Annotated in this window: 19 protein-coding genes; 7 read left to right on the top strand and 12 right to left on the bottom strand. The window is 66.0% G+C overall.

Going from position 1 to position 24,102, the window contains the following annotated elements; all coding sequences use genetic code 11:
- Window positions 1-194 precede the first annotated feature (194 nt).
- The 3 genes from MSA03_RS13580 to MSA03_RS13570 form a co-directional block, all read right to left on the bottom strand.
- The gene (locus MSA03_RS13580) at window positions 195-1,232 is read right to left on the bottom strand and encodes a tyrosine-type recombinase/integrase (protein ID WP_147051418.1); all 1,038 of its coding nucleotides are present in this window, start codon (window positions 1,230-1,232) and stop codon (window positions 195-197) included.
- A gap of 204 nt (window positions 1,233-1,436) precedes the next feature.
- Window positions 1,437-1,652 carry a helix-turn-helix domain-containing protein gene (locus tag MSA03_RS13575; protein ID WP_147051417.1) on the bottom strand — a complete coding sequence of 72 codons (216 nt, stop codon included), beginning with the start codon at window positions 1,650-1,652 and terminating at the stop codon, window positions 1,437-1,439.
- Window positions 1,645-2,223, bottom strand: coding sequence for a hypothetical protein (locus tag MSA03_RS13570; protein ID WP_244946438.1), 579 nt, complete (start codon window positions 2,221-2,223; stop codon window positions 1,645-1,647). The genes MSA03_RS13575 and MSA03_RS13570 overlap by 8 nt, the downstream gene beginning before the upstream one ends.
- Before the next feature lie 111 nt (window positions 2,224-2,334).
- Between MSA03_RS13570 and MSA03_RS14510 the strand changes: the two genes are divergently transcribed.
- Genes MSA03_RS14510 through MSA03_RS13550 form a run of 4 tightly spaced genes read left to right on the top strand, consistent with a single transcriptional unit; the run spans window position 2,335 to window position 4,935 of the window.
- Complete coding sequence (locus MSA03_RS14510) at window positions 2,335-2,994, top strand: ParA family protein (protein WP_147051416.1); 660 nt, start codon at window positions 2,335-2,337, stop codon at window positions 2,992-2,994.
- A gap of 46 nt (window positions 2,995-3,040) precedes the next feature.
- On the top strand, window positions 3,041-3,508 hold the full coding sequence (locus MSA03_RS13560; RefSeq protein WP_147051415.1) for a hypothetical protein: 468 nt from the start codon (window positions 3,041-3,043) through the stop codon (window positions 3,506-3,508).
- Between the two features lie 15 nt (window positions 3,509-3,523).
- Window positions 3,524-3,778: a hypothetical protein gene (locus MSA03_RS13555; RefSeq protein WP_147051414.1), complete on the top strand. Its 255-nt coding sequence runs from the start codon at window positions 3,524-3,526 to the stop codon at window positions 3,776-3,778.
- 11 nt (window positions 3,779-3,789) lie between these two features.
- The gene (locus tag MSA03_RS13550) at window positions 3,790-4,935 is read left to right on the top strand and encodes a hypothetical protein (protein ID WP_147051413.1); all 1,146 of its coding nucleotides are present in this window, start codon (window positions 3,790-3,792) and stop codon (window positions 4,933-4,935) included.
- Window positions 4,936-4,964: 29 nt separating this feature from the next.
- Here the strand turns inward: MSA03_RS13550 and MSA03_RS13545 are convergent, their stop codons facing one another.
- The 5 genes from MSA03_RS13545 to MSA03_RS13530 form a co-directional block, all read right to left on the bottom strand.
- On the bottom strand, window positions 4,965-5,906 hold the full coding sequence (locus tag MSA03_RS13545; RefSeq protein ID WP_170245519.1) for a zeta toxin family protein: 942 nt from the start codon (window positions 5,904-5,906) through the stop codon (window positions 4,965-4,967).
- Complete coding sequence (locus MSA03_RS14405) at window positions 5,899-6,120, bottom strand: hypothetical protein (protein WP_170245517.1); 222 nt, start codon at window positions 6,118-6,120, stop codon at window positions 5,899-5,901. The genes MSA03_RS13545 and MSA03_RS14405 overlap by 8 nt, the downstream gene beginning before the upstream one ends.
- A gap of 204 nt (window positions 6,121-6,324) precedes the next feature.
- Window positions 6,325-9,552, bottom strand: coding sequence for a variant leucine-rich repeat-containing protein (locus MSA03_RS13540; protein WP_147051411.1), 3,228 nt, complete (start codon window positions 9,550-9,552; stop codon window positions 6,325-6,327).
- Between the two features lie 228 nt (window positions 9,553-9,780).
- The gene (locus tag MSA03_RS13535; RefSeq protein WP_218028829.1) at window positions 9,781-10,779 is read right to left on the bottom strand and encodes a DUF4236 domain-containing protein; all 999 of its coding nucleotides are present in this window, start codon (window positions 10,777-10,779) and stop codon (window positions 9,781-9,783) included.
- A 328-nt stretch (window positions 10,780-11,107) separates the two neighbouring features.
- On the bottom strand, window positions 11,108-14,659 hold the full coding sequence (locus tag MSA03_RS13530) for a hypothetical protein (protein ID WP_147051409.1): 3,552 nt from the start codon (window positions 14,657-14,659) through the stop codon (window positions 11,108-11,110).
- 381 nt (window positions 14,660-15,040) lie between these two features.
- On the opposite strand from MSA03_RS13530, the gene MSA03_RS13525 reads away from it, so the two are divergent.
- Window positions 15,041-15,370: a hypothetical protein gene (locus MSA03_RS13525; protein WP_147051408.1), complete on the top strand. Its 330-nt coding sequence runs from the start codon at window positions 15,041-15,043 to the stop codon at window positions 15,368-15,370.
- An 852-nt stretch (window positions 15,371-16,222) separates the two neighbouring features.
- A complete protein-coding gene (locus MSA03_RS13520; protein WP_147051407.1) occupies window positions 16,223-18,976 on the top strand; it encodes a hypothetical protein in 2,754 nt (917 codons plus the stop codon).
- Window positions 18,977-19,089: 113 nt separating this feature from the next.
- On the opposite strand, the gene MSA03_RS13515 is transcribed toward MSA03_RS13520, so the two are convergent.
- The gene (locus MSA03_RS13515) at window positions 19,090-19,866 is read right to left on the bottom strand and encodes a nuclease-related domain-containing protein (protein WP_244946437.1); all 777 of its coding nucleotides are present in this window, start codon (window positions 19,864-19,866) and stop codon (window positions 19,090-19,092) included.
- Window positions 19,867-20,098: 232 nt separating this feature from the next.
- Between MSA03_RS13515 and MSA03_RS13510 the strand changes: the two genes are divergently transcribed.
- On the top strand, window positions 20,099-20,614 hold the full coding sequence (locus MSA03_RS13510) for a hypothetical protein (RefSeq protein WP_147051406.1): 516 nt from the start codon (window positions 20,099-20,101) through the stop codon (window positions 20,612-20,614).
- 202 nt (window positions 20,615-20,816) lie between these two features.
- On the opposite strand, the gene MSA03_RS13505 is transcribed toward MSA03_RS13510, so the two are convergent.
- The 3 genes from MSA03_RS13505 to MSA03_RS13495 all read right to left on the bottom strand — a co-directional run bounded on the left by MSA03_RS13505 (window position 20,817) and on the right by MSA03_RS13495 (window position 23,908).
- On the bottom strand, window positions 20,817-21,074 hold the full coding sequence (locus MSA03_RS13505) for a hypothetical protein (protein WP_147051405.1): 258 nt from the start codon (window positions 21,072-21,074) through the stop codon (window positions 20,817-20,819).
- Window positions 21,075-21,091: 17 nt separating this feature from the next.
- The gene (locus tag MSA03_RS13500) at window positions 21,092-23,356 is read right to left on the bottom strand and encodes an HNH endonuclease family protein (RefSeq protein WP_170245516.1); all 2,265 of its coding nucleotides are present in this window, start codon (window positions 23,354-23,356) and stop codon (window positions 21,092-21,094) included.
- Between the two features lie 63 nt (window positions 23,357-23,419).
- Window positions 23,420-23,908: a hypothetical protein gene (locus MSA03_RS13495; RefSeq protein WP_147051403.1), complete on the bottom strand. Its 489-nt coding sequence runs from the start codon at window positions 23,906-23,908 to the stop codon at window positions 23,420-23,422.
- Window positions 23,909-24,102: the final 194 nt, after the last annotated feature.

Raw genomic sequence — 24,102 nt, 5'->3', positions numbered from 1 at the left:
CTGGGCAGAGTGAGTTCTTCCGCGGACGCCACAGCGCGACACAGCAGAACACCCGTATGTGTGCACCTATGTGTGCACCAAATTCGCTGCTGCGACGAGAGGTTTCAAGCCGTCCGTAGGGGCCGCGCCGGTGCCAGCCGACCGGCTCGAAGGTTGCCGCCCACTCTAGGCGTCGGCGACCGGAGCCGCTGGCCTCAACGGCGTTCGCGCAGATAGGCGTCCAGGCGGGCGATTCCGTCACGCGCCTCAGCTTCGAGCTGGTGCGTGTAGCGGCGGGAGATATCTTCGCTGGCATGCCCGGAGATCCGTGAGTAAACCACCCACGGGATGCCGGCGTGCTCGGACATCGTCGTATATGTGTGGCGCAGCCAGTGCACCGTCGCGGGGCGCTTGATACCCGCGCGACGAAGGGCCTGTCGGAGTGCGCTATTCATGTCGGCGTTGGTGAGCGGTGTCCCCTGCGGGCGGTGCCACACCAGACCATGCGGGTTCCAGCCGTCGTCCTCTTCGATGTGGGCGCGGAGCGCGCCGGCGAGCGGCTGCGTGAGGGGGACAAGGCGTGGCTTGTAGGACTTCGGGCGGACGAGCACCCACCGACCCTCGAGAGGGATCGATTCCAGGTTGGGCGCGACATCGAGGATGCGCTGGGGGCAGTTGCTGGCGCGCTTGTAGCCACACGTCCCGCCGCAGCCGTGTTGGGAGGTGGCTTCGGCGAGGTTCCAGGAGATGTGCGCGACGTTCGCATCGAAGTCGATGTCCTCGATGCGCAGCCCGCGCAACTCGCCGTCGCGTGCGCCGGAAAGAAGGCTGAGGGCCCACCTGGGGTCGCCGTCCTCCAGTAGCGACTGGGTCTCCGCCCGCGAAAGGGAGTCCCGGTTTGTCGGTGCCTGAGTCGGGATGTCGACGGACTCGGCGACGTTGCGCGCGATCATCCCTTCATCTACGGCGAAGCTGAGCATGGCCGACAGGGCGCGGTGGGCGCCGGCAACACTCGACGCGCCGACGCCGCGGGAGAACACCGCGGCGTGCAGCCGTCGCACGTCCGAGGGGCGAAGTTCGGAAACGACCCGCTTCCCGAGGATGGGAACGATGCTCGCTGCTACCGCAGACCGGTACCCCTGCATCGTCTTGGGCTTGAGTCGTCCGCCGGCGTCCTCCAGCCACGCCTTGGCGAGATCGCCGACGTGGGTGTGATGATCCAGTGGCTCACCGTATGTAGCAATCTCGTTCATCAGCTTGCGGAGCTTCCTGACACACTCCTCGCGAGTCTTGGCATGCACGTACCGCTGCCGGCGCCTGCCGTCCGAGTGAAACCCATTGTCGATGACCCCGCGCCACAGTCCGCGGCTTTCGAGGAAGAAGACCGATCCCTGTCCGTGATCGCGCCGCTTAGGCAACGCTCAGGTCGACGGGCGCACTCCACCGAACCATCCCACTCACGCCGTAAGCAGACGCTCGGGGTGGGTCGGAAGAGCTTCGATGAATCGCTGCAGCTCGGAGACTGCGTACAGCGGCTTCGAGCCGGAGAAGTGCGGCGTGATGTCCCCGAGCCTCACATGGTGACGCAAGCGTGACGGACTGATCCCGATCGCGGCGGCCGCCGTGACATGGTCCACCGCGATGACAAGGGACGCAGTGCTGATGTCATTCATCCGCCTGGCGGCCAGGCGTGTAGCTCATTCCTTTGAGGTATCCGGCGGCGCGGGCCTTGCCGATCCAGTCGCTGGCGGTGCGGTGCGGGACGCCGAGTTCGACTTGCACGGTGCGGACCGGGGGGAGCCCGGCGAGGGCGGAAGCGCCGTAGAGGATCTGGATGACCTCCATGCGCTCCGTCTTGGTGCCGCGTTTGACGACTTCGGAGGCGAGCCAGTCCGGGATGATGCGTCCCTCCGCCTGGGTGAGTTCGGAGATCGTGGTCCAGCCTTTGTCGAGCTTGACGGCTACGCACTGGGGGACCGCGACCTGCAGGATGGCCTGCGGCGCGGTGTGACGGAGTGCGATCTCGTCGAAACCGGGACGGATGGCCCGGTTCACGATCGTGGTGACGACGTACTTGCCGGCGTCGGCGTCGTAGATCGCGTCGAGCGTCGTTTCGATGCCGGTCTCATCGTCCACCGTGGTGGCGCTGAAACCGGGCGCGATCCGCAATGCGGAACCGATGGGCTCTGTCGCTGCACGATGCGACATCTTCTTGCCCTCGATTGTCTTCACGTCGACCTTCACCCCCTTAGTTTGCTTGACCGCAATCAGGAATCGCAGCCCGGCCTTGACTAAGTGTACGACTAAGCCGTCTACTAGTGTCAATAGTCATTCGGGACACGCAGGAGGTCGGGGATGTACACGATCGCGGTGACCAACCAGAAGGGCGGCGTCGGGAAGACGACGATCGCGATGCAGGTCGCCGCCGCCCTGTCCCGCCGGCACCGGGTGCTGCTGATCGACACCGACCCGCAAAGGTCCACGCAGTGGTGGGCCGGCAACGTGGCCCGGCCGCTGCCCTTCGACTACGCCGGCCCGCAGCAACCGAGCGTCCTCGCCCGGCTGCCCCTGCTGAAAGTGGAGTACGACTTCGTGTTCGTGGACACCCCGGGGAGTCTCGAGGAGACCCGGACCCTCGAGCTGGTGCTGGATGCCGCCGACTATGCACTGGTCCCGATGACCCCGGAGCCGCTCGCGGTCGAGCCGACCATGCGGACCATCCACCGCCTCATCGAACCCCGGCACCTCCGGTACGCGATCGTGCTGAACAAGGTCGACCCCCGCATCCCCGATCAGCGCGACACCTGGACCCATCGGCTGGACGCGGACTGGGGGTACCCGCGAACAGCCGAGACGCTGCGGCTGTACAAGGCGCACGCCGACGCCCCCATCCTCGGCGAGCTCGTGACAGCGATGCCGGACAACCGTCGCACCGCAGGGCTCATCGGGGAGGTCACCCGCCTCGCCCTGGAAGTCAGCACCCACGTCGCCGCAACCAGCGCTGGGGTGTGGTGACGATGAACGAGCCCGATCCCACCATCCGCACGCATGGCGGGCAGTCGTGATCGAACAGCCCACCGTCCCCCTACCGGGGGAGACGCTGGCAGAAGCTGGCGAACGGATCCGCGCCGCGATCCCGATCCGCGGACACACCGCGACCGATGACGAGTGCCTCGCCCGCCGGCTCGCGATCGACGCGACACTTGCCGCCTACGGGGTCTGGCATCGGGAACGGCAGTGGCACACCGCGCAACTGGTCGATGGGCGGATCGCCGGCGTGTGGGCGCGCTCGACCGAAGAAGCCGAACTCGACCTCACCGTGTGGCTCGGAGCGCGCTGCCACTGGGTCCTCGCCGACCCGGCGCACGCGATCCGCAACGAGTACCTCCCTTACGGGCGGCGGGCGGGGGACCGGAACCGCCGGTTTCCCCTCGGCCCACCCCGCAGACCGCGCGACCAGTTCGCACCGACCGACTCCCTCCTCGATCACCCCGAGCCGCCACCCACCGGGCCCGGCCCCTCCCGCTGACGAAAGGACCGCACCATGACCACCGACGACGCCGACGAGATCATCCGCAAGACCGCGATGCTCGCCCTGCTCTACTACCCCGAACTCCACGCCGACGACCCCGACTACTCCCTCGCCGGCGATGTCGCCTGGGTCCTCGACCACATCACCGCACCCGACCCGGACGCAACCATCCTGCGGGACGCGATCGGCCGGGCGATCATCGACCCCACCGCCCACCGGGCCGACCTCGCAGCGCTCGTCTACGCGGCCACCCCGAGCGCCAGCTGACGGCCCCGCTCGTGAGCACGTCCGATGAGCGGTCGGCTGCCCGCCGGCGCCTCATCCAGAACGACCCGGATGCCGCACCACGGGCACGCGCGCAGCGTGCCGCGTACCGGGAGCGCAACCGCGAGCGGCTCGCCAAGGCCGTCCGAGAGTGGAAGGACGCCAACCGGGACCGCGCCAGACTGCATAACCGGGAATCGATGCGCCGCGCCGCCGAGCGCAAAGCCGCCGCCGAGCAACGGAGGGCGCGCGGGCGCGCCTGGTACGCCCAACACCGCGCACAGGAACGCGCCCGCGCCCGCGCGTATCGGCGGGACCACCCGGAGCGGGTCCGCGAGTACCGGCGACGCTACATCGAACGCCACCCCGACCGGGCGGCCACGCAGGCCCGGCAGGCGAGCCAGGCCTGGCGGGACCGGAACCCCGACGCCACCCGGCGGCAGCAACGCGACGCCGCCCGAAAACGCCGGGACGATGACCCCGACGGGTATCGCCGCTGGTACCAGCAGAACCTTGAACAGCAACGCGCCCGCGGCCGACAAGCCAGCAGACTCCGCACCCGCCTCACGCAACTCGGTCTCCCACCCCGCCAGATGCACCGGGTCTACGCCAACGAGAAGCGCGCCAACGAGAAGGTCGCCGACGAGTTCTACACCAGGCGCCGCACCGCCGTGCAGAAGCAGGCGCTCCGGCGCGAACTGGACCCCGTCGCGCACACCCGAGTGGCGATCCTCGCTGCCCGCGACCGAATCACGGGAGCCGCCCCGTCGGCGCCGCCGGGTGACCTTCTCCGAGACGCCACGATTGAGAGGGAGCGCCAAGCGTGGCTGCACGCGCTCCCCACACTCGTCGGCGGTTACGAGGACCGGCACCGCGCACGTATCGCTGAAGAAGTCCGGATGGACTCGATTGCCCGCGTCACGTTCGGGCGCGACCCGTACGACATCCCGGCCGAAACCGCCCGGCGGCTGCGCGCCGAAGCATTCCGCCACGCCGCCGCGCACCTCGTCCCCACCGGCGACCGCGACAAACTCGCCCGACTCCACCGACTCATCTACCCGGCCAGAGAACCGACGCATCGGCAACAGTCCCCACGACCCGACACCGACAGCCCCGGCACCGGGTCTGCCAGCCGCACGCCGATGCCGTCGCGTGGATAGCGCCGCGCTCTTTGGCCGGTTCAGGTCCGCTAGAGGGAGCGACTCGGCGCCGTGGGCGCCGGCGTCGGGAGCGACAAAGGCACATCTTCACGAGCCTCGGTGCCGACGGAGGCGCGGAGCACCGATAAGGTCGCGGACAGACGCTCAGTCTGGATGCGGGTGAACTCCGAATCGTCCCGGATCGGCAACTCCGGGACGATCTCCGTCAACGCGATCTCGTGCAACTCGATCAGATCATCCACCGCCCACCGTGGCGCCGACCGCTGCGCGCCGAGGAACCGCGTCATATGGCGCAGCTGGCTCAACCAGAGTGTCGATCGCAGTGTCCCCAGTTGCGCCGCCGCCGCGGCCTCGAACGCAGACGGCGCCCCATCTCGGTCTGCCTTCTCCGAGTCGAAGACCACATCTCCTGTGCGTGACAGCACAACCACCTGCTGGACCGAAGAAGGATCCTCCGCCATCGCTCTCAACACCGGGAGTGAAGTCATCGGCTCCGTTCGGCGCGTGGCTACGTCGTCGGATCCGCGGCGCCACTGCAGGAGCCGCGACGATGCCTCCGACATCCGCACCTCCGCCTCCCGCTCCGCAATCGCGACGAACCGCGTCGAAAAGCCGGACGACGAGAACAGCCGGGACAGTCCCGCCGCCACAGCAGGGGTGCGGAAGTGTCCATCGAGAGCGACCGAGAACCGGTTGTGGCGGGCATGAGCGAGCGCCAGCTGCAGCAACGCTGCCGCAGCCTCTGCAGTATCGCTCTCGGGGGGAGCCATCAGGCGGATGTCTGCGGCGTTGAGGGAAACCGCCGCCGGGCTGAACCGCGGAAGCGCACGCGAACGCCCTGCGGCAAGCGGGGAAGCCAACAGAGTCAGCGACGGGTAAGCCGCGCTTCGGGCGTGAAAGAAGAGGAACGGCTCAACGGTCTGGTGGAAGTGCTCCTCCAGAGCGCTACCGGGCGCGGCCGGCTCAGCCATGGGAGGAGTCCAGCTGCCACACATCCAAGTTCTCAGCGAGCTCGTCGATAGCTGCACGGTCGAACCCGTCGACGGCCGCCACGGCCGCGAGGACGCGGTTTGCGGAGGCCACGTCGCCCTCGCGTGCGAAACGGACAGCGGCATCGACGGCCGCAGAGCGCACCGCGTCATATGCGGCCGCGTCATCGATGCGCCACTCCGACGTGCTGTCCACGGATCCTCCTGCTCCGATCGTATTGCTCCCCAGCTGAAGCCGCCGGTCCCAGTGCTAACGGCTCCATCGCGCTGTCGGGATCCCTCTGCGGGCATCGCCCGCACGAGGGACTTTTGCGTTCACGCAGCGGGTGCTCGCGGAGGGGCGAGGTGGCTGCCGCGCAGACAGGAGCGCGGTTCTGTGGACGCGTACCCGTCGTTGGCGTCAGCTGTCGCTCGCAGCGTTGACTGAGTGCTGGGGTCGCGAGTCGGGACTGATCCGCCTACCGAGCCTCATTCCTGCGGCGACGTGCCGCACCAGCGGTTCCGGGTCCGCGGAGAGCGCTGCCAGCACGTCGTCGGGCGCCGCTGGATTCAACGCGACTATGAGTGCGAGGTCGATGCTCCTTCCGGCGAGGTCAACGAGCACGTCGGGTTTGGTAGCGCCGTTGAACGCGACGGCCTGCCGGACCTGCTCGTCCTCGTCGGCGCTGAGCAAACGTAAGAGACGTGCGGGTGCGTTCGGGTTCGCGGCGACGGCTCGTCGAACGCGGCTGCTCCGGCGCTCTCCGCCCAGGAACTCCAGGATGTCGGGTGGCGTCCGGGGATCGTAGGCCGCTCTCATTCGCACCTCGGCGCGCTTGTCGCCCGCCATCGCCTCGAAGACCTGTCGATCAACTGGCTCAGGTTCGGTTGCGCGAGTGAGTTCATTCCCCGAATCTGACGGTTGCCCGTGGCATCGAGCGGCTTCTTCTGCCGATGGGTGGCGTTGCGCGGCGCGGCGCACGCCAGCATCCTCGTCTTCGAGTAGTCGAGCCAGGGCTCCGAGCTCGAGCTGACTGAGTCTGGTGAGGGCCGCGCGGACTTTGGGATCGCCGTCGTGGGAGAGGTCAGTCAAGACAGCTTTAGTAGTCGAAGCATTGTGGGCCACCGCCGCGCGGACGTCCGCAGCCTCATCCCGCGAGAGCTTTTCGAGCGCGGTTGGCGGAGTGTTGCTGTTGCCCGCAACGTCCTCACGGAGCTGAGCGTCCGTCGACCGGGCCAAGCGTTCGAGCGTTCGAGGACCGGTTCGTGCGTGACGCGCGGCTGTTCGGCGTAGGTCCGGGGCACGGACCCGGCTCTTGGACAGGCGTTCAAGCGCATCGACAATCGCGGTGTCGAACTCGTCGGCTTCGTGTAACTCCTCGATGATTTCCAGGACGTCGGGTACGGAGGCCTCGGGGGCGTTGCGCAACACCTCGACGATGAAGTTGGAAGGAGCACGTTCGGCTACGAAGGCGTTCTGTAGAAGAGCCAAGCGGACCGTCCACTCCCTGTCAACAGCGAGCGCGTTGATCGTCTCATCGGTCAGGTCCTCCCGACCCGCAACTGCTTCGCGCACGTAGCTGTCGCGGTCGGCTTCGAGCCGTTTGATGATTTCTGAGGAGAGCACACCGATACGCGCGAGCGCCACCCGTGCCTCGGAGCTCCGCGCGGTTAGGAGCGTTTCGACGATGGCCGCACGATCAGCGTTCGGGAGCGCAGGATTGTCAACCAGTCTTAGGCGGATGCTGGTGCTGGTCGCCGCCGAGAGTTCGGCCAGCAGTTGGGGTGGTGACGAGCGGTGTGCAGCGACAACTTCGAGGACCTCGGCGTCATACTCACGGGATGTCTTCGCCTCGTACCGGTGGTCGAGGCCTGCGCGGCGGAATGCCACGCGGGCTGGCTTCGAGGAAGCCAACTCCAGCAGCTTCTCGGACAGGTCCGGAGCATCGATCGACGTCGTCTGTTGCAGCGCCCACCACCGGATATCCGGGTTGGAGTCGGCGAGCAGGTCCGCCCGCACAACTGGGTCGTCAATCGGAAGCGCCCACGAGACTCGCCACCGAAGCCACTCTGGGCGGTCTGCGCGGCGGAGATCTTCAGCGACCTGGCGTGGTATTCCGGCTCGAAGCCAGTCAGGGGCGCGAACGTCCTGTCCTTCGCGAATTGCCGAGTTGAACGATTCATCGGGTATCGGGAGTCGCCAGCCGGGCCACGGCCCAGAGTCGAGCATCACATGGACAAGGCGCTCGACCACTCTTGAGTTCCACGCGGCGCTGTCGCGGTTGGTGGCGGCGACGATCCCTGACGTTGTTGCTGAGGATTCGGGGATCGCGAGTGCACCCGGCGCGTGCGTGACCTCGCCGTCGTTGGTGCGCGCACTCCAGCGAACGTTGGGGTCGATATCTGTCGTGAGTGCGCTCACTGCGGCACGGGGCGCCCCAGGGTTCGCAGCGACGGCGAGCCTGACAGCCTTGCTTCGATCCGTCGAGAGCGTTTGCAGGACGTCGTCTGGGGCCGCCTCGTTCATCGCGACGCCTTCGCGGACACTCCAGGAGCGGTCGTGGGCAAGCAGTCGAACAGCTGCCTCCGGGGCGACGGAGTTGCGACCGACCCTGCGTCGTATGTCGGCGTCGTTGCTGAGCGCGAGTTCCTCGAGGGTCACGTACGGCGTGTGTCGATTGTCAGCGAGCATTTGGTGTCTGCGCCGCTGAGGCACCGGCTCGTGGCGTGCAAGCTGACGCCGGCCCGTCGCCTTCACGAAGCCTTCGCGGAGCGTCGGGAGGAGCTCTTCCGGATCTCCTCCGAGCAGACGCGTCAGCGACCACGTCGCGAGAACTTGCTGGCGAGGTAACCAAACGGCGACGCGCCGGATGCCGAGGGCATCGTCGAGGTCGAGCATCACATAACCGAGCAGCTGAATGATGTGCGCACGGAGCGAGGAAACGTTGAGATGCGAGTAGACCTTCGAATCGATCAACGTCTCCCCGATCAGCCAGTCGCCGTCCGCGCCGCCAACGAGTGAGGCGCCTACGAAATGTGGGTTCGGCTCGTAGGGTTGGCCGTCGGTGATTTCCTCCTTCCAGCTCGCGAGCTGTGGACGGCTTGCGCCGAGGAGAGCGCCAACGTCGTCGAGAAGCGGGCGGTCGATGTTGTCAGCGAAGTCCCAACCGTCCGCCGCGGCGTCCAGCTCCGCGCCCGTCGAACCGGACAGTGCGCGTGAACCTACACGTACGACACGCTCACAGTGAGCAAGCAGCACTGACGCTCGGTCAAAGTCGAGTTGACTCTCGGATCGGAGCAACTCGACGGCGGCTTCAAACGTGCCCTGCAGCACCGCCAACCGGTGGTCTGCGTTGTCAACGAGTCCCCGGTACTCATCAGCCCGCGACACACCAGCCGCCGCAGTCGATGTGAGCGCATCGAAGCCACCCAACTCGATCCGCGCACGGTAGTCGAACGCCATCCCGACGAGACTCCCGTCGACGCCCTTCGGTCGGGGGACGAGCAACCGCGACTGCGCGAGGTCAGCGAACCCAAGAGGATCCGCCGCATCCTGCTTCTGTGCGGATGATGCGACTCGGGGCGAAATGCGCTCTAGATACTCCCGGATAGGCGAGCCCGGGTCGCGCAGCTGACCGGTGAGGCTCATCGCGCAACTCGACTGTTCACAAGTCCAACATATGAGCTACCACGGCCGGCCGCGCGCACCCCGTTTGCGGAACCTGCCCGGTCTCCAGTCATTCTCCCACTGCTCTCGCAAGCATCACGCGCAGCCGGGGCCATCGAGCGCCGACGGGATCCCTCAACGCGCAATTGGCGATAGAGGGACGCTGAGGGTGCAGACGTCGATTTGATGCGAGCCGTCGCGTGTGCGATGTCAGGAGCTTGCTGCGATGAGTTCGTCGAGCCCTGGCCAGTCGGCAGAGTCCGCCATCACTCGCTCAAAATCCTTGCGGGCCATCGCCCTCTTGTTCTCGCTCAGGTATGTCTTGCCGCGCTCAACCAGCGCGAGATTCCGCAGCTCCGTCGGCCGGCTCCGAATCCGGAGAGCTTCTTTCAAGGCCTCACGCGACGCCTCGGCATAGCCCTGCTCGCGCAAAGCTCCACCTCGCTGAATCAGCAAGTATGTTGACGGTTCATCTTCGTTCGTCAGCCCATTAGTGAGATCGATGATGTCGGACCACCTGCCCTCCTCTGCGTACAGTTCCGCCAGCGAGACGGCGGCGATAGTCGTGGGCTCAAGGCCTTCAACGACCTCGATAGCGCGGGCGCGATTACCATCGGCCTGCTCGATCTCAGCGAGTAGGAGCATGAACGCGTCACGGGTGGCGGGCATGGTCGCGGAGATGCCCTGTGCGACGGGCAGAGCAACGGTGCGCCGCGGGAGGTACTTCGTGACGAACGCATCGTCTTCCGGTCGGTATGCGACGTCGTGGAGCCAATTCAGGAGCGCTCGCACGCGAGCAGTGTCCCCGGCTGGGAGTGCCACCTCAACCATCTCGATGTACGAGATCGTCTGGTTATGGTCCGGATGCTGCTGGGCGAGGGCATGCAGCTTCGGCCCATCAACCTTCTTGAGCGTTTTGAACAGTGCCTTCTCCCACCCCGGGGCCATCAACCCCGGCTTGACAGTCGACGCTTGCACGGGCCGCGGAGCTGTCACGGGTTCTCTGGCGGGACTCTTCGCAGCGCCGCTGCTGCGGGTATTGATTGTCTTCGAGTGCGAAACGCCTGTTCCCGGGACGCCGACGGTGCGGGTGACACGCCCGCTGGAATTCGCACTAATACGCGCGCCCTTCACGCCGGCGCTGATTCCGACCGACTTAGCCGACACGTTCAGCCGGACACCCGGCACGATCTTGATCGACTTACGCACGCGAAATCCCACGTTGTTTCCTTCCTCGGATCCTCACGACCATAGTGGCGCATGCCGCGGTCCAGGTGGACACCTTCGATCCCTCACCGGGCACTAGTCGCAAGATCGGTGACAATCGTCCCGCTGAGGGACCGTCGTCTGACAATCGCTATCCGGGGCACTCGCCACTGCGTCGGCGACCAGCGACGCGAAGAGGGCATTTGAAACCGTGGTTCTCAGCCGGGAGGCGCGGCTATCGATTAGCCATCATTCGGTGCCATCGTGTGTGTCCTTTCTGAGGTCGATCTGCCGGTATCCGCTCCTTCGCCCAACCACCGGAACCTCGAAGTCACCGAATGATTGGCGGGTGTTGTGTCCGCGCGAGCTGGGAGCGGGCGGTGCCGAACATCCGATTCCCGTCGAACCAGGCGACGCCCTCGGCGCTGAATGTGCCTGATGGAGCCATGCCGCTCCATTCAAAGGCTCCGCCAGCGCCGACCGCCAACGTCATCCATTTTGCGGGCTTGCTCTCGAACTCCACTCGGATCTTGACCGAGCCGCCTCCTGGATCGGGGGACACTGTTCCCGAGAATCGGACTGTCTGGTCGTAGTCCCACGTTCCCCGGAGGTTGACCGCCGTGCGCTGCCGGGGACGGATCTCATATTCCACGCCGCCCCATCGGGCCGAACTTTCCGGGTCCTCACGCCATGCGTGGATCCGGAATCGTTGATCATTTTCGCAACCCGCCTCGATGATGGTGTCGTCAAGTTGAAGCCGGCACCGGAAGCGCACTGTGGACATCGCTGGAATCGTCGTGTCTGCGGGAGTGACAGTCAGTGTCATCCCATAGGGAAGTTGGTCGGGTTCGAGGTAGGCGAGTTCTGGTGTGACGCCTTCGTTTCGTACGCTGAACTCGAAGTCGATGGCTGCGAACGGGCTGCTCTTGAGCGCCTCGTATTTGTCGACGTTCTTTTGCGCGTGGTTGTTCAGCAGCCACACATCATCCGAGCCCAGCACGGCGCCGGTGGCATCCTCTGGAATCCTGTAGTCCTCGATCTGTACGAGCAGGCAGGTATGCCCGCTGAAGCCCGCAGGCACATCCCATTGCCGCAATGCGAGGTCGGGGGCGTTCATCCCCGCGATCTCGGGACGGGTGACCGATCCGATCAGGTGGTAGGCGGAGAGATTGTTGACGTCCATCGGTCGCTGCCCGTCGCCACCTCCAGGGGGCTCGAAGTAGTAGAAGTTGAGCTTGACGTCCAACGCTTTCACCCGTCCGCGGTTCCGCACCCGTGCGACGACCCAATGCGGTTCATACTCCTTCGCGGGGACTCGGATGGGCTCGCCTTGGTCGACAGGCTGACCGGGTTGGTGGAACGGGACCAGATCAGTCGCGGTCGGCGCGTTGTTGCCCTGCCAGTCCACCCAGAGATCGGGATTCTTGTAGTAGACGGGTGGGTTCTCGAAGTAGAGGTCGACGAATTCCGCGTTCTCGCGTGTCACGGACACGAGGTAGACCTGCGCGTCGCCTTCGACGAGCCTGCGATCCTTCACAGCGACCTTCACCCCCTTCACCGCGAGTTCTGGGGCCCGAGCCAAGTCGAAGGTGTCGCCGGCATTCTGGAGCACGTTCGCGGGATTCAGCCATTGGACCGGGCGCCGATACCACCCGTTCATCGCGAAGCGTTGGTCCAGGCTCCAGCTGATCCCGTTGGTGATCAGCACACCGCCCGTCGCGATGGGCAGACTCCGGCTGAACCTCGCGCCCGGTTGGTGCGCCTCGATGAGACCGAATGTGGCTCCGTCACCGCCGAGATCGATCCGTCCGAGTTGGACAACCGGGACGGTGTCGGGCACACCAAACGCGGTACGCGCGGAGGCAACGAGTGAATCGCGCCACAGTTCGACGGGCACAAGGAGGAAGTCCGTAGTCGTGGTGCGGTCGGCCTCTGGCAACGCGATCGGTAGTACCCGACCATAGTCGGCGGGTGTGCCTGCGCCGTCCGGAATCCACATCGCCTGCAACTTGTGGTACCCGCAGTGGTGGGGCATAAGCCCGTGGTCGTCCATCATCGCCCAGGACCCGAGGTACGCGAGTTCATCACGGTATCCGTTTTGGTGATACAGATCGTCGAACCCGAGCGCGTGACCGACCTCATGCACAATGAGCGCCGTGTCCGGCCGCCCGCTAGCCATGAACACCAATGCCCACGCGCTTTGCACCTGAATGGACTTGTCCACTCTGTCGATGACCGTCGTGATGTTCTCCGCTCCTCGGAATCCGAATGGGCGGTGCAGGTTCGTAACCGACCACAACTCTGTCGCCAACGGCGCCGCCGGATCACCCGGGGCGACCGCAGACGGCTCGACTGGCAACACCAGCACGCACGTGTACCCCGCGAAAAGGTTGGTGGCCCGTTTCGCGTCCCGCAGCCGTTGCACGGCCGCACTCAACGCATCCTCGTAGAGTTCGCTCCTGTCACGCAGCGCAGTAGCCGAGTTCGCTGTGGTCGCACTGTTCGGGACGGACAACGACGAGCTGAACAGGGTCGAGAGTTCGGAGCTCGAGGTCAGGGTGACCGACGCCCCTGGCCCTCCGTACCGCGTGGCGATGGAGATGGTCGACTTCAGAGTGCCGCCGCTAAACGTCGCGGTCGGGTTCTCAAGGTACCGATCGTTGTATCCGGCCCCCGCAGCGTCCTGTCCCAAGAGCGCGGCGAGCTCAAGGCTGCGTCCCAGGCGGCCTGTCGACGTGACGGGGATGACTCCGACGAGCGCGGTCGATAGACCGAGTGGATCACCACCAGGTGTACTCGCCACCGCACTCAGCACGCGTGTTCGAACACCGGTGGCCTTGGCCGCGGTCCAGGTCACCACTAGCGCACCGAACTGCATAGACACTGCGGGCACCCGTGCGACCTTCGGCGACGCAAAAATGCGCGCCGGGATGCCGGCTGCGGTCTCTGCCGCCGCCATCACGGCGTCGAGATAGGTCGCCAACTCACCCAGTCGCCCTGAGATCTGGTTCGTGTCTGCGATGTCGATCGTCTTTGCCGGGAAGCTCAGGGTCAGACTCTTCGCCGTCCCGTCGGGCAGCGTGACATTGATGGTGAGTCGTTCGCTGCCGAGGAACTTCACCTGTACTGGGAAGAGATCGTGGTCGACACGAAGCGCCAGCGCGAACATCGATAAGGTGATGGCCTTGCCAGCAGGACCGCCTTTCAGTGGGTTCGCTTGCACAGTCAGCCGTTCCCGGCCGTCGAACTCCACGGTCTCCGACCCCGTCAACCCGGTCAGAGTCATTTCGAGCCGACCTGGGTCATAGGCGGGGAAGTAGTAATCCGCGAGGTGCGGACGGGCGAGCACGAGCGGACGCCCGATCGGGCCCACATTTCCGGCGAACACGTCCACAGTCACATCGGTGAGCTTCCCAAAGGAGTTCTCGACGTAATAGTCGCGCACAGACGACTCCATTACCCGTCGAAGGTAGGCGGCGAACCCGGCCAGGTCAGGGGACGAGAAGCTCTGCTTCCCCTCCATGACGGGAAGCACAAGCGCTTTGATCTTCGTCGGAGTGGACGGCTGTCCCCACGACAGGGTCTGCATCTGCTGACCAATGAAGGTCTTGGACTTGTCCTCGTCAATGACGTATCGATTCAGATCTGGGCGGAGGCGGTCCGACACAACCTGGACATCTGACCAAGTCCAATTCCCGGTGGCACCACGGCGCAACAACATGGTCGTCGCGCTGGGGGAGGTCAACACCTGTGACCCGCGGGGAAGGGACCACTCGCTGACGAGATTCATGTCCGAAGAAAGGAGCGAGAGGGTTCGGCCGCTAGCGTCACGCGCGAGGATGAAGCCACCAATGCGGCGCAGCGTATCGACGGTATACAACATCGCGCGCCCACATGTTCTCCGGCCCGTCCCAGCGGGGGGATAGTGATCGACCCGCCCCCCGTCCCCGACGATTCGGCCACCGTCGGGCCCTGGTTCGGCAACATCTCCGTCGTTTCCGCGCGGGTGGCTATGGGTCGGGTCATTCCCTCGCGCATCGTCGAGGTCTACCGGGTCCGTATTGGCGTTTTCGCCACGGCACGAGCACCGGAGGTGTCGGTCGTGGCAACTCTTGCCGCTTGATTCCGAGGGCGCGTCAGGGCCCCCATTACAGTCGCACCCGCGACCTTCGCGGGCGGGCTGTGCGGGGGAATCCCACGCTCGCTCGGTCATCGTCCGATCCAGGGATCGAATCGTTCTGCTGCGTCGATCGGTTACGAGGAGGTGGCCCTGATCGTCAGCAGAGACCGTCACATCGCGATGATCGATTCGGAGTCGAGAAACGACCTCACGCTGTCGCAGACTCACCCGGACGAGATGCGCCGATTCTCCCGCCTCGACCACAACTACGTCAGCGCCGGACGCGACGAGTTGCGCTACTGCACCGTCGCAATCGTGAACGATGGTTGCTCGGCCCCCTTCGACGAGCGCCAGATGGTGGATGCCGTCGCTATGGAAGGCGGCCACGACCCCGAGAGGTCCATCGACGACGGCCGTCACGTCACCCGGGAGCTGGCAAACCTCGGGATCGCATGCGCGCAGGGTCGTACCTGACAGCACGAGCCTCGAGATTGTGAGTGTCGATCCATCCGCGACCACGATCCGATCGCCGCGATCCGTGAGCTCGATGAGCGCGCCAAGGCGCAGGTCCGTGGGGATGCCTTCGACCGCACCGCCCAGCGGCGGTTCCGCAAGATTCGGATCGTCCGGCGGGACATTCGCGTTCGATCGGAGTTCTTCTTCGATCACCATCGGACCTCAGTTCAGCGAAGTCTGTCGCGACAGAGAACATCCTCCGTTGCCTGTCGCGGCGAAGGTTTGAGTAATCAGACGCGATTGCGCCTCTTCAGCTCTGCACGTGTCCTGCTCGCTTGGTCGAGGCTGTCGCTGAAGTCGAAACAACCCCCCGATCAAACTCGAAGAGGCTCATGCACCGCGTTTGACGGTTCCGCTCGCGGCGTGGCCCTCTCGGGAGAGGACGACCGGCCGGGCCGTCACCCGCTGGCTGGTAATCAAAGGTGGCAAGATCCTTCCTGCAGGTTTAGCGTTCGTTTGCCGGCGAGTACGCGCCGTACCACTTCGCAGCCCACTCATGCGGTTTCCTTCCGCAACCTCACCCCGATGAGGAAGATACACCCACGGGATCCCGGTTGCATAGGAGCCCATTTGGCCGTTCGGCAGGAAGGGTCGCGTGGGCACGGAGAGTCCTTTGGTGCGCACTGCCTCTCCCGCCCGTGGTCCGCATGATCACCGGCAGCGACGCCACCGACGCCCGCTACCTCGCCGCTGTCATCGACTCCGCGCGACGCCTCGCCACACTTCTTGACACGAAGTGTGTTGACAGGGCCCCGAACGGGGTCCACGCTGACACACGGGGTGCCGGCTCGAATCTGATCGGATGCGGCGATGACCGAGATCGATTTCCAGATCGACGTGGGGCGATTCCTCGCGGCGCAGCGCAGCTATCTCCGGAGGCTCGCCCTCTGTCCCCCGGCGCTCCCCTCAGTCGGCGGCATCCAGATCGTGCTGGATCGAGTGGATGTCGGCAGCAGCCGCCTCCGTCACGATGAGCCGACAACGTTCGACGTGTCGTACGTCCAGCGGGGTGACGTGGTCGGCAAGCGGGATGCCTCGAAAGGCTTCCGGACGATGCTCGAGCAGGATCTCGTGCTTCAACTGACGACGGATGCCGACATCCGCGGCAATCCGAACGCCGATCCACCGCTCGTCGCCTGGCCCGTGACGCTGTTCTACGAGCTGACGGCGTTCTCGCTCGACGACGACTGCTGCCTCAAGGCCGAGCCCCTCAAGGTCGAGTTCGGGCCGCCGCCCCCGCTCCCCGTCCCGGTTCCGCCCGGGGTCACCGCGGCACTGGAATCGTACGTCTCGGGCCAGGTGCGCCTGTTCGCTCCCTCGGGCACAGTGAGGCTGGGGCTGGACTCGCTCAAGCTGCCGACCGGATTCCTCAACGCGGGCCTCAGCGTCGACGACACCGGGACGACGCTCGTCATCCGCGTCGAAATCCGTGCGTCGCAGGATCTGCGCTGGGCGGCGTGGGAGAACTTCCATAAGGGATTCATCGTCGATCGACGCCAGGGACGGGATTGGGCCCTATATGTCCCGGCCGCATACATCACGCACCGCGTCGTCAACGAGGTATGGCAAAACCTGCCGCGCAACGACGACCTCGAGACCTATCCGAGCGCGGCCTATGTGCCGCTCGGTGCCACAGCGCGGCTCGACGTCGACGTGCTGGCCATCTACCACCTCGTCGAGGTAGACGAGATCGACCTCGACATCACCGTGTCCGCGCAGCCGCGGGTCTCGCTCACCGTGTGGGTCGACCGGCCGAACCGGCTGAGCGCCGAGATCGACTTCGCCGGGATCGTAAACCCCGTCGGGGCGCTCAGCAACCTCGTGGTCACGCTGCTCGACGGCTTCGGTATCCCGTTCCGCGCCTTCCTATATCACCTGATCGGCGAGGCCATCGTCGACGCGGTCGGCGAGCAGCTCCAGACCGCGGTGTCGCAACCCGACCCCGCCAAGGTGCGCGTTGACCGCGACGTGCTCATCCCAGGGATCGCGGGCGTCGCGCGAGCGACCGCCACCGACCTCATCGCGCATCCGGACGGGATCGCCATCGCCGGCGCCTTCCAGATCAGCGAACCGACGAACGCCGTGTTGGAGCTGCTGGGGTTCAGACCATTCGCGAAGCACGTGCCGCGCGTCTCGTGCGGGGCAGCGTCGATGGCGCTCATCGCCCTGTTCGGGTCGGACCCCGAGCGGTTCGCGATCCTGCGCGCCGGCGTGTCGCTCGGCAATCGCGGAACCGCGCCCCTTCGGCTGTGCGCAGCGCCTGCCCTGCGAAGGCTCGACGGTCCCGTGCAGCCGGCTGACATCCGCGTCGACGACGTCAGCCTTCCGATCGAGGTGTCCATCGACATCGGGATGCCGCCGCCCGCGTACTACGCAGCAGCCTTCCCGATCGAGCTCATGGTGAGGTCGAACGGCGGCACGCGGTTCATCAGGTTCGACCCCCCGCCGGTCGTGACTCAGGACGACCTCGACCGGCTGCAGGCCGAGCTGCTGGTGAAGATCGGGAATTGCCAGCAGCTCGTCGACCCGTGGTTCAAGGGGCATCGCGGCTACAACGTGCACTGGTCTCCTCGTCCGCCGGAGGACGGGCACGAGGTGCTCCACCACTGGGAGGTGCTGGTCGACGGCCTTCCCGACGGAGAGCAATTGGAGTTGCGCGGACTCGACGGGGAGGTGCTCGCAAGCGCGATCGGCGTGGCCGGTTCGCCGACACGGGTGTCGGTGGTCGTCACGCCTTCGGGCCGAGACCGCGAGGTGAGCATCGTTCGCGTCGGCGATATTCATCTGGAGTTCGCCGAGGACGCGCCCGCCCGCGGGCTGGAGATCCGCCAGACCGACCTCGTCGTGGTGGGCGAGGTGCCGCTCGCACAGCCCGCCCGCGCCGTCGGGCTCGCGCAGCTGCCCGACGGCCCTGCCGTCGTCGCGATGCTGGGGGACCGGGTGCAGGCGTTCGACCTGCGCGAAGGCACCGCAACGGGGGAGGTCGCGGCATGGCCGGGGCGCTTCCACGGGATGCTGCGCATCGGCGAAGGAGCGCTGCTCTACGGAGATGACGGGATCTCGCGGCTGCGGCCCGACGGACGGCTCGTGCGCACCGGCATCCGCGAACCCGTCGTCGATGCCGAGCGTGCCCCCCATGGCGCGTACCTCGTGACATCGGAGCGAGTGCTCGAGGTCGGAGCGGATCTGTCGGTAGTGCGTGAGAGCGACCGACCAGACGTGACGAGCATCGGAGCGCTCGGGACGAACGTGCTGCTGGGCCACGCCGAGGGCATCGACACGGCCGACGCCGGCCTGCGGATGCGCGGCGACCACCGGGCGCTTCACGCCCTGCGGACGCTGTCGCGCGCCGGGCGGATGCGCCGCGGCGGCCTGCTGGCGCGATGGAACGACGGCAGCGCGGGCCTGCTCGAAGACCACGACGGTGAGCCGGTCGAGGTCGCGCACTTCGCCGAGCCGCCATTGCTCGCGAACGCCCTGCGGATCGGGGATCGCCTGATCGTCGGCGACGAGGGGGCGGCGCGTCTGCGGGTGCTGCGGGTGGGGCGGAGCGTCACGCTCTGACGGTTCGGCGGCTCGCCGGTGAACGCTCGCTGGTCGGGCGGGATCCGTCCGATCGGCTGGCTGTCTGGGACCGGCTACTCGCGACCGCTGCCCGGGGGGCGACTGACTCAGACTCAACCGCAGAAGACCGCACGGAGATCGCACGCACTCAGATGGGCGAAACGGTATCGCCTACGCGATCGCAGATTCGCCGGACATGCGCCGCCCGGCACGGATCCTCCGATGAGCGGCCAGTCAGCTTTCACGAAGCAGAGGGCGCCATGCACGTCGACGTTCCCGTCCGGCAACGCGGCGGTGACGCGCGTGATCTGTGAGTGAACGCCGTTGACGAGCTTGGTCTTGTCGCGTCCGGCAACGCGCAGTGTTTCGACACGTGGCCGGAAGATGCCGCCCTCTACGTGAAGGGAGGGACGCTGGCCCTTGTATCGTTTCGCATCGATCACCCACACCCCCGAGGGTGACACGACGATGTGGTCGATGTTTGCGCGGGTGCCGGGGATGCGGCGGTCATGGAGAACGCGGAGGGTTTCGGGCAGTTCATTGAGCCACTCAGCGAGGCGTTCTTCTCCGATCGCGCCGCGCTGCCAGGCTTCGGTGCTTTCCGGGTCTTCCGTCAGGGCGAGGATGAGCCCGCCGAGCTTCGGGTGGTTCGTGCGGATGCGATGCTCGCTTGCGTTCTTGCGGCGCTCGTGCTCTCGACGGGCCGACGCGCCGGCGACGCCGGTGTCGGATTCGACTGGTGTTGCCGAGCATTCGACGCAGCTCACCGTCTTGAACTCGCGCTCATAGATGGCGTCGGTGCCGGCAGGCAGGCTCGCACCGCAGAGTCGGCAGGCGCCGGCGTAACGCAATCGCATGCGCTTGTCGGCTGGCTGCGGTTCAACCGTCACGGCTCGAAGCTAGCAGGGGAGCGCTCACGAGAGTCGTCTCGCAAACTTGTACCGCTCGAGGCGCGCCAGCACCAGGGATCCATAAACGGGCATTGCCCGGTGGGGGTACATCGCGTCCGGCACCCAGAGCGGGCCGGGCTGACAAGCCAGGACCCGCGGGTTGACTGAGCGCCGGTGAACGGAAGCGGCGTCGTGCAAAGCAGCTCGGGCAGCGGCATGCCAATCTGATGTCGTGTCCGAACTCGATGACCTCGTACATGAGGCGAATCAGCAGCAACAAGACCGCCAGGCGCTCTATGAGTTGTGGAAGGAACATGGCGGCGGGCTCTGCGTCACTCGAGTCCACCCCAACCTGCAGGCTCTCGTGGACGACTTCATCCCGCGGATCCCGAGAGATGCGGGTGGGTCCGCCTACTGGATTCAGCGGTCAGCTCTCGCCACGGTGCACCGCACGCCCGAGAGGATTCGGCCGTGGCCCGGCGCCCCGCGTCGAGAACTCCGAAGGGCGTACAAGGCACGTGTGACCGCGATGGAAACGGAGCGGCGTGGAGAAGCTCGGATCCTGACACTCCGCAGGAATCAGCCGGACGACGCCGACAGGGAGTTCCCTTTTGTCTGGCTACAGGGGGAGTGGCGGCCAGCCCGAGACATTGTCCACGGCCCCGACTGGTGGGCCGCAGGCTATGACTTCACTAGAGAGGATGCCAAGACGGTGATGGTTAGATTCCTGCAGGACCTCGCCCGCTGAACCTCAGCTGGCATGCGTCCGGCGGCGCTGCTCCTGAAGCTCCTCACGGGAAAGTGTCCCGGTTATCGGCCGGCGCCGACCATTCGCGGAAGCATCAGGTCGCGGTGGCCTTCGTCGATACAGCGCTCGAGCAAGTACTCGCCCTCGCTGTCGTGCCGGATCCCTATTCGTGCTTTGCGCGTTGAGCGGGGGTTAGCGTGCGTCACGCGAGCTCGACGTACCGCGGGTTTCCGTACTCGTCGATGCCGGGGTCGGTTGTGAGCTCGTCAACAACCTGTTGCAGGGTACGTGTGGAGACGTCGCCGGCGCTGTAGGTGTCTGCTGCGCCTGCGTATCGGATTCGGACGGTGGCGCCCTCGATCCACGCTTCGACGGGACCGGTGATGGTGCCGACCTCTTTGGTCATCACACCCCCCGGTGGGGTGGTGAACGCCGCGATCGTCGGCTTCGTTGCAGACATTCGCAACCCTTCGATAGCTAGTTTGCGCAGGTGCCGAGCATCTGTGACAGCGCGGAGCTTTCGGCGCTGGTGATGCTGAGAGCGTACTTGGATTTGATCGCGATCCACCGCTTCGCGTAGAGGCAATGCGCAGCCTGGTTCTGCGGCTTCCAAACGTCCGGACTCTTGTCACCCTTGGACTGGTTGGCCGCATCATCCACAGCGACGACAACAAGGCGATCGTTCGCGAAAGTCGTCCGCTGCGCTGTCGTCCAGGCGGCGGCACCGGAACGCCACGAGTCGGCGAGGGGAACGACGTGGTCGATATCGACATCGGAGGCCGCGTAGAGCGTGACTCCGGTGTAGGCGTCGACCCAGGAACCGCTGAGAATGTCGCACGCTGAGGTGTAGTTGACGCCGGTGCCTTCTCGGTAGAGGGACGCTTGACGGACGTCGCAGGTGGAGTTGGGGATCGGGGGCCAGCCGTTGTTGGTCGCGTCGCGCCAGTGCGGGAACAGGTCTCGGCTGTAGCCGGCCATCGAACCCGCCGGCTTCACCGTCAGGGTGCCCAGCTTGGTAGAGGCCTCCCATGCGCTGATGGCGGGGAGGTCGTGTGTGAGCTGCAGGGCGGCGGCAGCGTAGTCCGGTTGTGCCGGTTCGCCCAGATAGTAGCCCGCAACGTCGGCGATCAGGTGGGCGTCGCCGGCGGAGTTGTTGGTGAGGGCGATCTTGCCGTCCGCGCCGACCTTCACCGTCGTGAGGTTAGGGATGGTTTGGCCGCTGGAGAAGTTCAAGTTCGACGCGGTGGGCATCGCCGAGCCCGACGGGTAGACCGTCATAAACCCGGGTGCGGAAGGTGCGGTGACGGTGACGTTTGCGACGACCGCGGCGACCCCCGTCGCGGGGACCCCGCCCCGGTTGGTGACCTGCAGTCCCGCAGAGGCGTACCGGGCGACGGGTGACGCCGGTGCACCGTTACCGACGCGCGTGTCGAGCAGACGTGCAGGATCGAGACTCACGAACGCGCCGGCCTGCGTAGGTGTGCCCGCGAGGTAGTACCCGGCGACGTCAACGATCAGGTCCGACCAGTAGGCGGAATTGTTCGTCAGGTTGATGCGCCCGTCCGGCCCGACCTTCACCGTCACGAGGTTGGGGATGATCTGCTGGGCGGAGAAGTTCAGGTTCGAGGCGGTGGGTTGCGCGCTTCCCGACGGGTACACCGTGATGAACCCCGCCGCGTAGGACGCTTTCACGGTCACGTTCACGACGACCGCGGACACACCCGTCGCGGGCACGCCCCCGCGTCCCGTCACCTGCAGAGAAGCCGTCTGATACTGGTAGACGGGGGATGCGCTGAAAGCTCCAAGACCTGTACGAGTGTCCAGTAGTCGGGCCGGGTCGAGGCTGACGAACGTGCCCGGCTCCGTCGGCACACCGGGAAGGTAGTACCCGGCGACGTCGGCGAGGAGGTGGACGGTGCCGGTCGAGTTGTTCGTGAGGTTCACGACACCGTCTCCGCCGACCTTCACGGTGACGAGGTTCGGGATCGTCTGCCCACCGTTGAAGTTCAGGTTCGAGGCGGTCGGCATCGCCGTCCCCGACGGATACACCGTCACGAACCCATCCCGCGACGGACCCGTCACCGTCACGTTCATAACGACAGCCGCGACGCCGGCAGGAACACCAGAGCGGCCAGCTACCTGGAGCGCGACCGTCGAGTTCGCCGCCACCGCACGCTGAGGTGCACCATTACCGACACGCGTATCCAACAGACGCGTGGGCGACATGCTCACGAATGCGCCCGGTACAGACGGCTCCGCGGCCGACGCCCGCTCCGGCGAGGCGACGATAGCCCCCGCAGCCAACACCATCGACAGAAGAACGAACAGACCACGGCGCGCGATCAGACGCGCTCCCTCAACAGATCCCAGCAACTTTGCGACTCCCCAGAGCTCAACGACCAATCTGGTTCGTCGCGGATCATCGTATTCGTTACACACACCGCAGTCGGCATCACAACGCCGTGCGAAAAGCGCATCAGACGTGCGCTCGCCAAAGACGCCGGTGTCGCCGGCCGCCGCGCTCGTCGCGGCGCGGTTAGCGCATCGGGTCGACGCGCTCGGCGCCAGCCACCGTATCGAAGAAAGAAAGACCGCAAGCGGCGCAGGTGTAACCGCGCCTAGCGGTTCGAAGTACGGTTCCGCATTCAGGGCAACGCGGTTGCTGCGCCTCGTCGAAAGGATCCATGCCGCGACGCTACGCCACAGGACCGCAGAGCACGAGCGCCATCCATAAACGGGCATTGCCCGGTGGAGGTTCGTCGCGTACGGCTCCCAGCACGCTCGTTTCATATCCCCATGTGGGCGCTAACGCCAGATTTCCAGCGCGCCAGGGTCGCTCATCTCCATCTGCGCGACGCCTCCGTCGTAGAGATAGATCTCGCCGCTTCCGCAGACTGTCACGCCGGGTTCGATCGGTTCGAGAGAAATGTCCCAGAAGATGAACGTGAATCGGTCGGCCGAGGGATAGTCCCTGCCTACATTGACGAAGGTGCCATCGTTCGTCTCGCGGGAACTCATCAGCGGGCCACACACGCGCTGCACGGTTCCTGCCTGGCCCCGGGCTTGGTCCCATCCGAGTCCTCCGTTCGGCCACTGCGGGCTCGCGGGAGCGGCTGCCGACTCGCCGTAACTGCACCGGCCGTCCTGTTCGAGCAGCGTGACAGCCTCGGGTCTCATGCCGTAGCCGAGCAGCTCGTCGCAGGAGTCGATGCTGAACTCGCTGTCCGTGGAGTTGGAAAGGTAGTCGGTCGCGATCTCGTACTCGTCCGAGCAGCTGTCGCTCAGCGCTTGCATGATGGAGTCGATCGCACCTGTGCCAGCACGCTCGTACTGGATGGCAGCCGTGAGCAACTGTGAGCAGCTTGGCGCTGTGCTCGCCGATCTGGAGTCCGATAAGCGCGCGCATGCGGTCGTTGACGTCGCTAGACCCAGGGCAAGAAGCGCTCCGAATGCAATCCTCGCGACAGCCTTCAGTCGGTCCTCAGCAG

Origin of the sequence: Microbacterium saccharophilum (genome assembly GCF_007992455.1) — a bacterium.
GTDB lineage: Bacteria > Actinomycetota > Actinomycetes > Actinomycetales > Microbacteriaceae > Microbacterium > Microbacterium saccharophilum.
Note: the sequence above shows the minus strand (reverse complement) of the source record. Positions and strands in the feature narration are given on the sequence as shown.

Bases quoted from the DNA above. Each gene is read 5' to 3' on its own strand.
- MSA03_RS14510 (WP_147051416.1), top strand. From the start codon at position 2,335: ATGTACACGATCGCGGTGACCAACCAGAAGGGCGGCGTCGGGAAGACG.
- MSA03_RS13540 (WP_147051411.1), bottom strand. From the start codon at position 9,552: ATGAGCCTCACCGGTCAGCTGCGCGACCCGGGCTCGCCTATCCGGGAG.
- MSA03_RS13500 (WP_170245516.1), bottom strand. From the start codon at position 23,356: ATGCCCGTTTATGGATGGCGCTCGTGCTCTGCGGTCCTGTGGCGTAGC.
- MSA03_RS13575 (WP_147051417.1), bottom strand. From the start codon at position 1,652: ATGAATGACATCAGCACTGCGTCCCTTGTCATCGCGGTGGACCATGTC.
- MSA03_RS13505 (WP_147051405.1), bottom strand. From the start codon at position 21,074: ATGTCTGCAACGAAGCCGACGATCGCGGCGTTCACCACCCCACCGGGG.
- MSA03_RS13545 (WP_170245519.1), bottom strand. From the start codon at position 5,906: ATGGCTGAGCCGGCCGCGCCCGGTAGCGCTCTGGAGGAGCACTTCCAC.
- MSA03_RS13555 (WP_147051414.1), top strand. From the start codon at position 3,524: ATGACCACCGACGACGCCGACGAGATCATCCGCAAGACCGCGATGCTC.
- MSA03_RS13530 (WP_147051409.1), bottom strand. From the start codon at position 14,659: ATGTTGTATACCGTCGATACGCTGCGCCGCATTGGTGGCTTCATCCTC.
- MSA03_RS13520 (WP_147051407.1), top strand. From the start codon at position 16,223: ATGACCGAGATCGATTTCCAGATCGACGTGGGGCGATTCCTCGCGGCG.
- MSA03_RS13495 (WP_147051403.1), bottom strand. From the start codon at position 23,908: ATGCAAGCGCTGAGCGACAGCTGCTCGGACGAGTACGAGATCGCGACC.
- MSA03_RS13580 (WP_147051418.1), bottom strand. From the start codon at position 1,232: ATGAACGAGATTGCTACATACGGTGAGCCACTGGATCATCACACCCAC.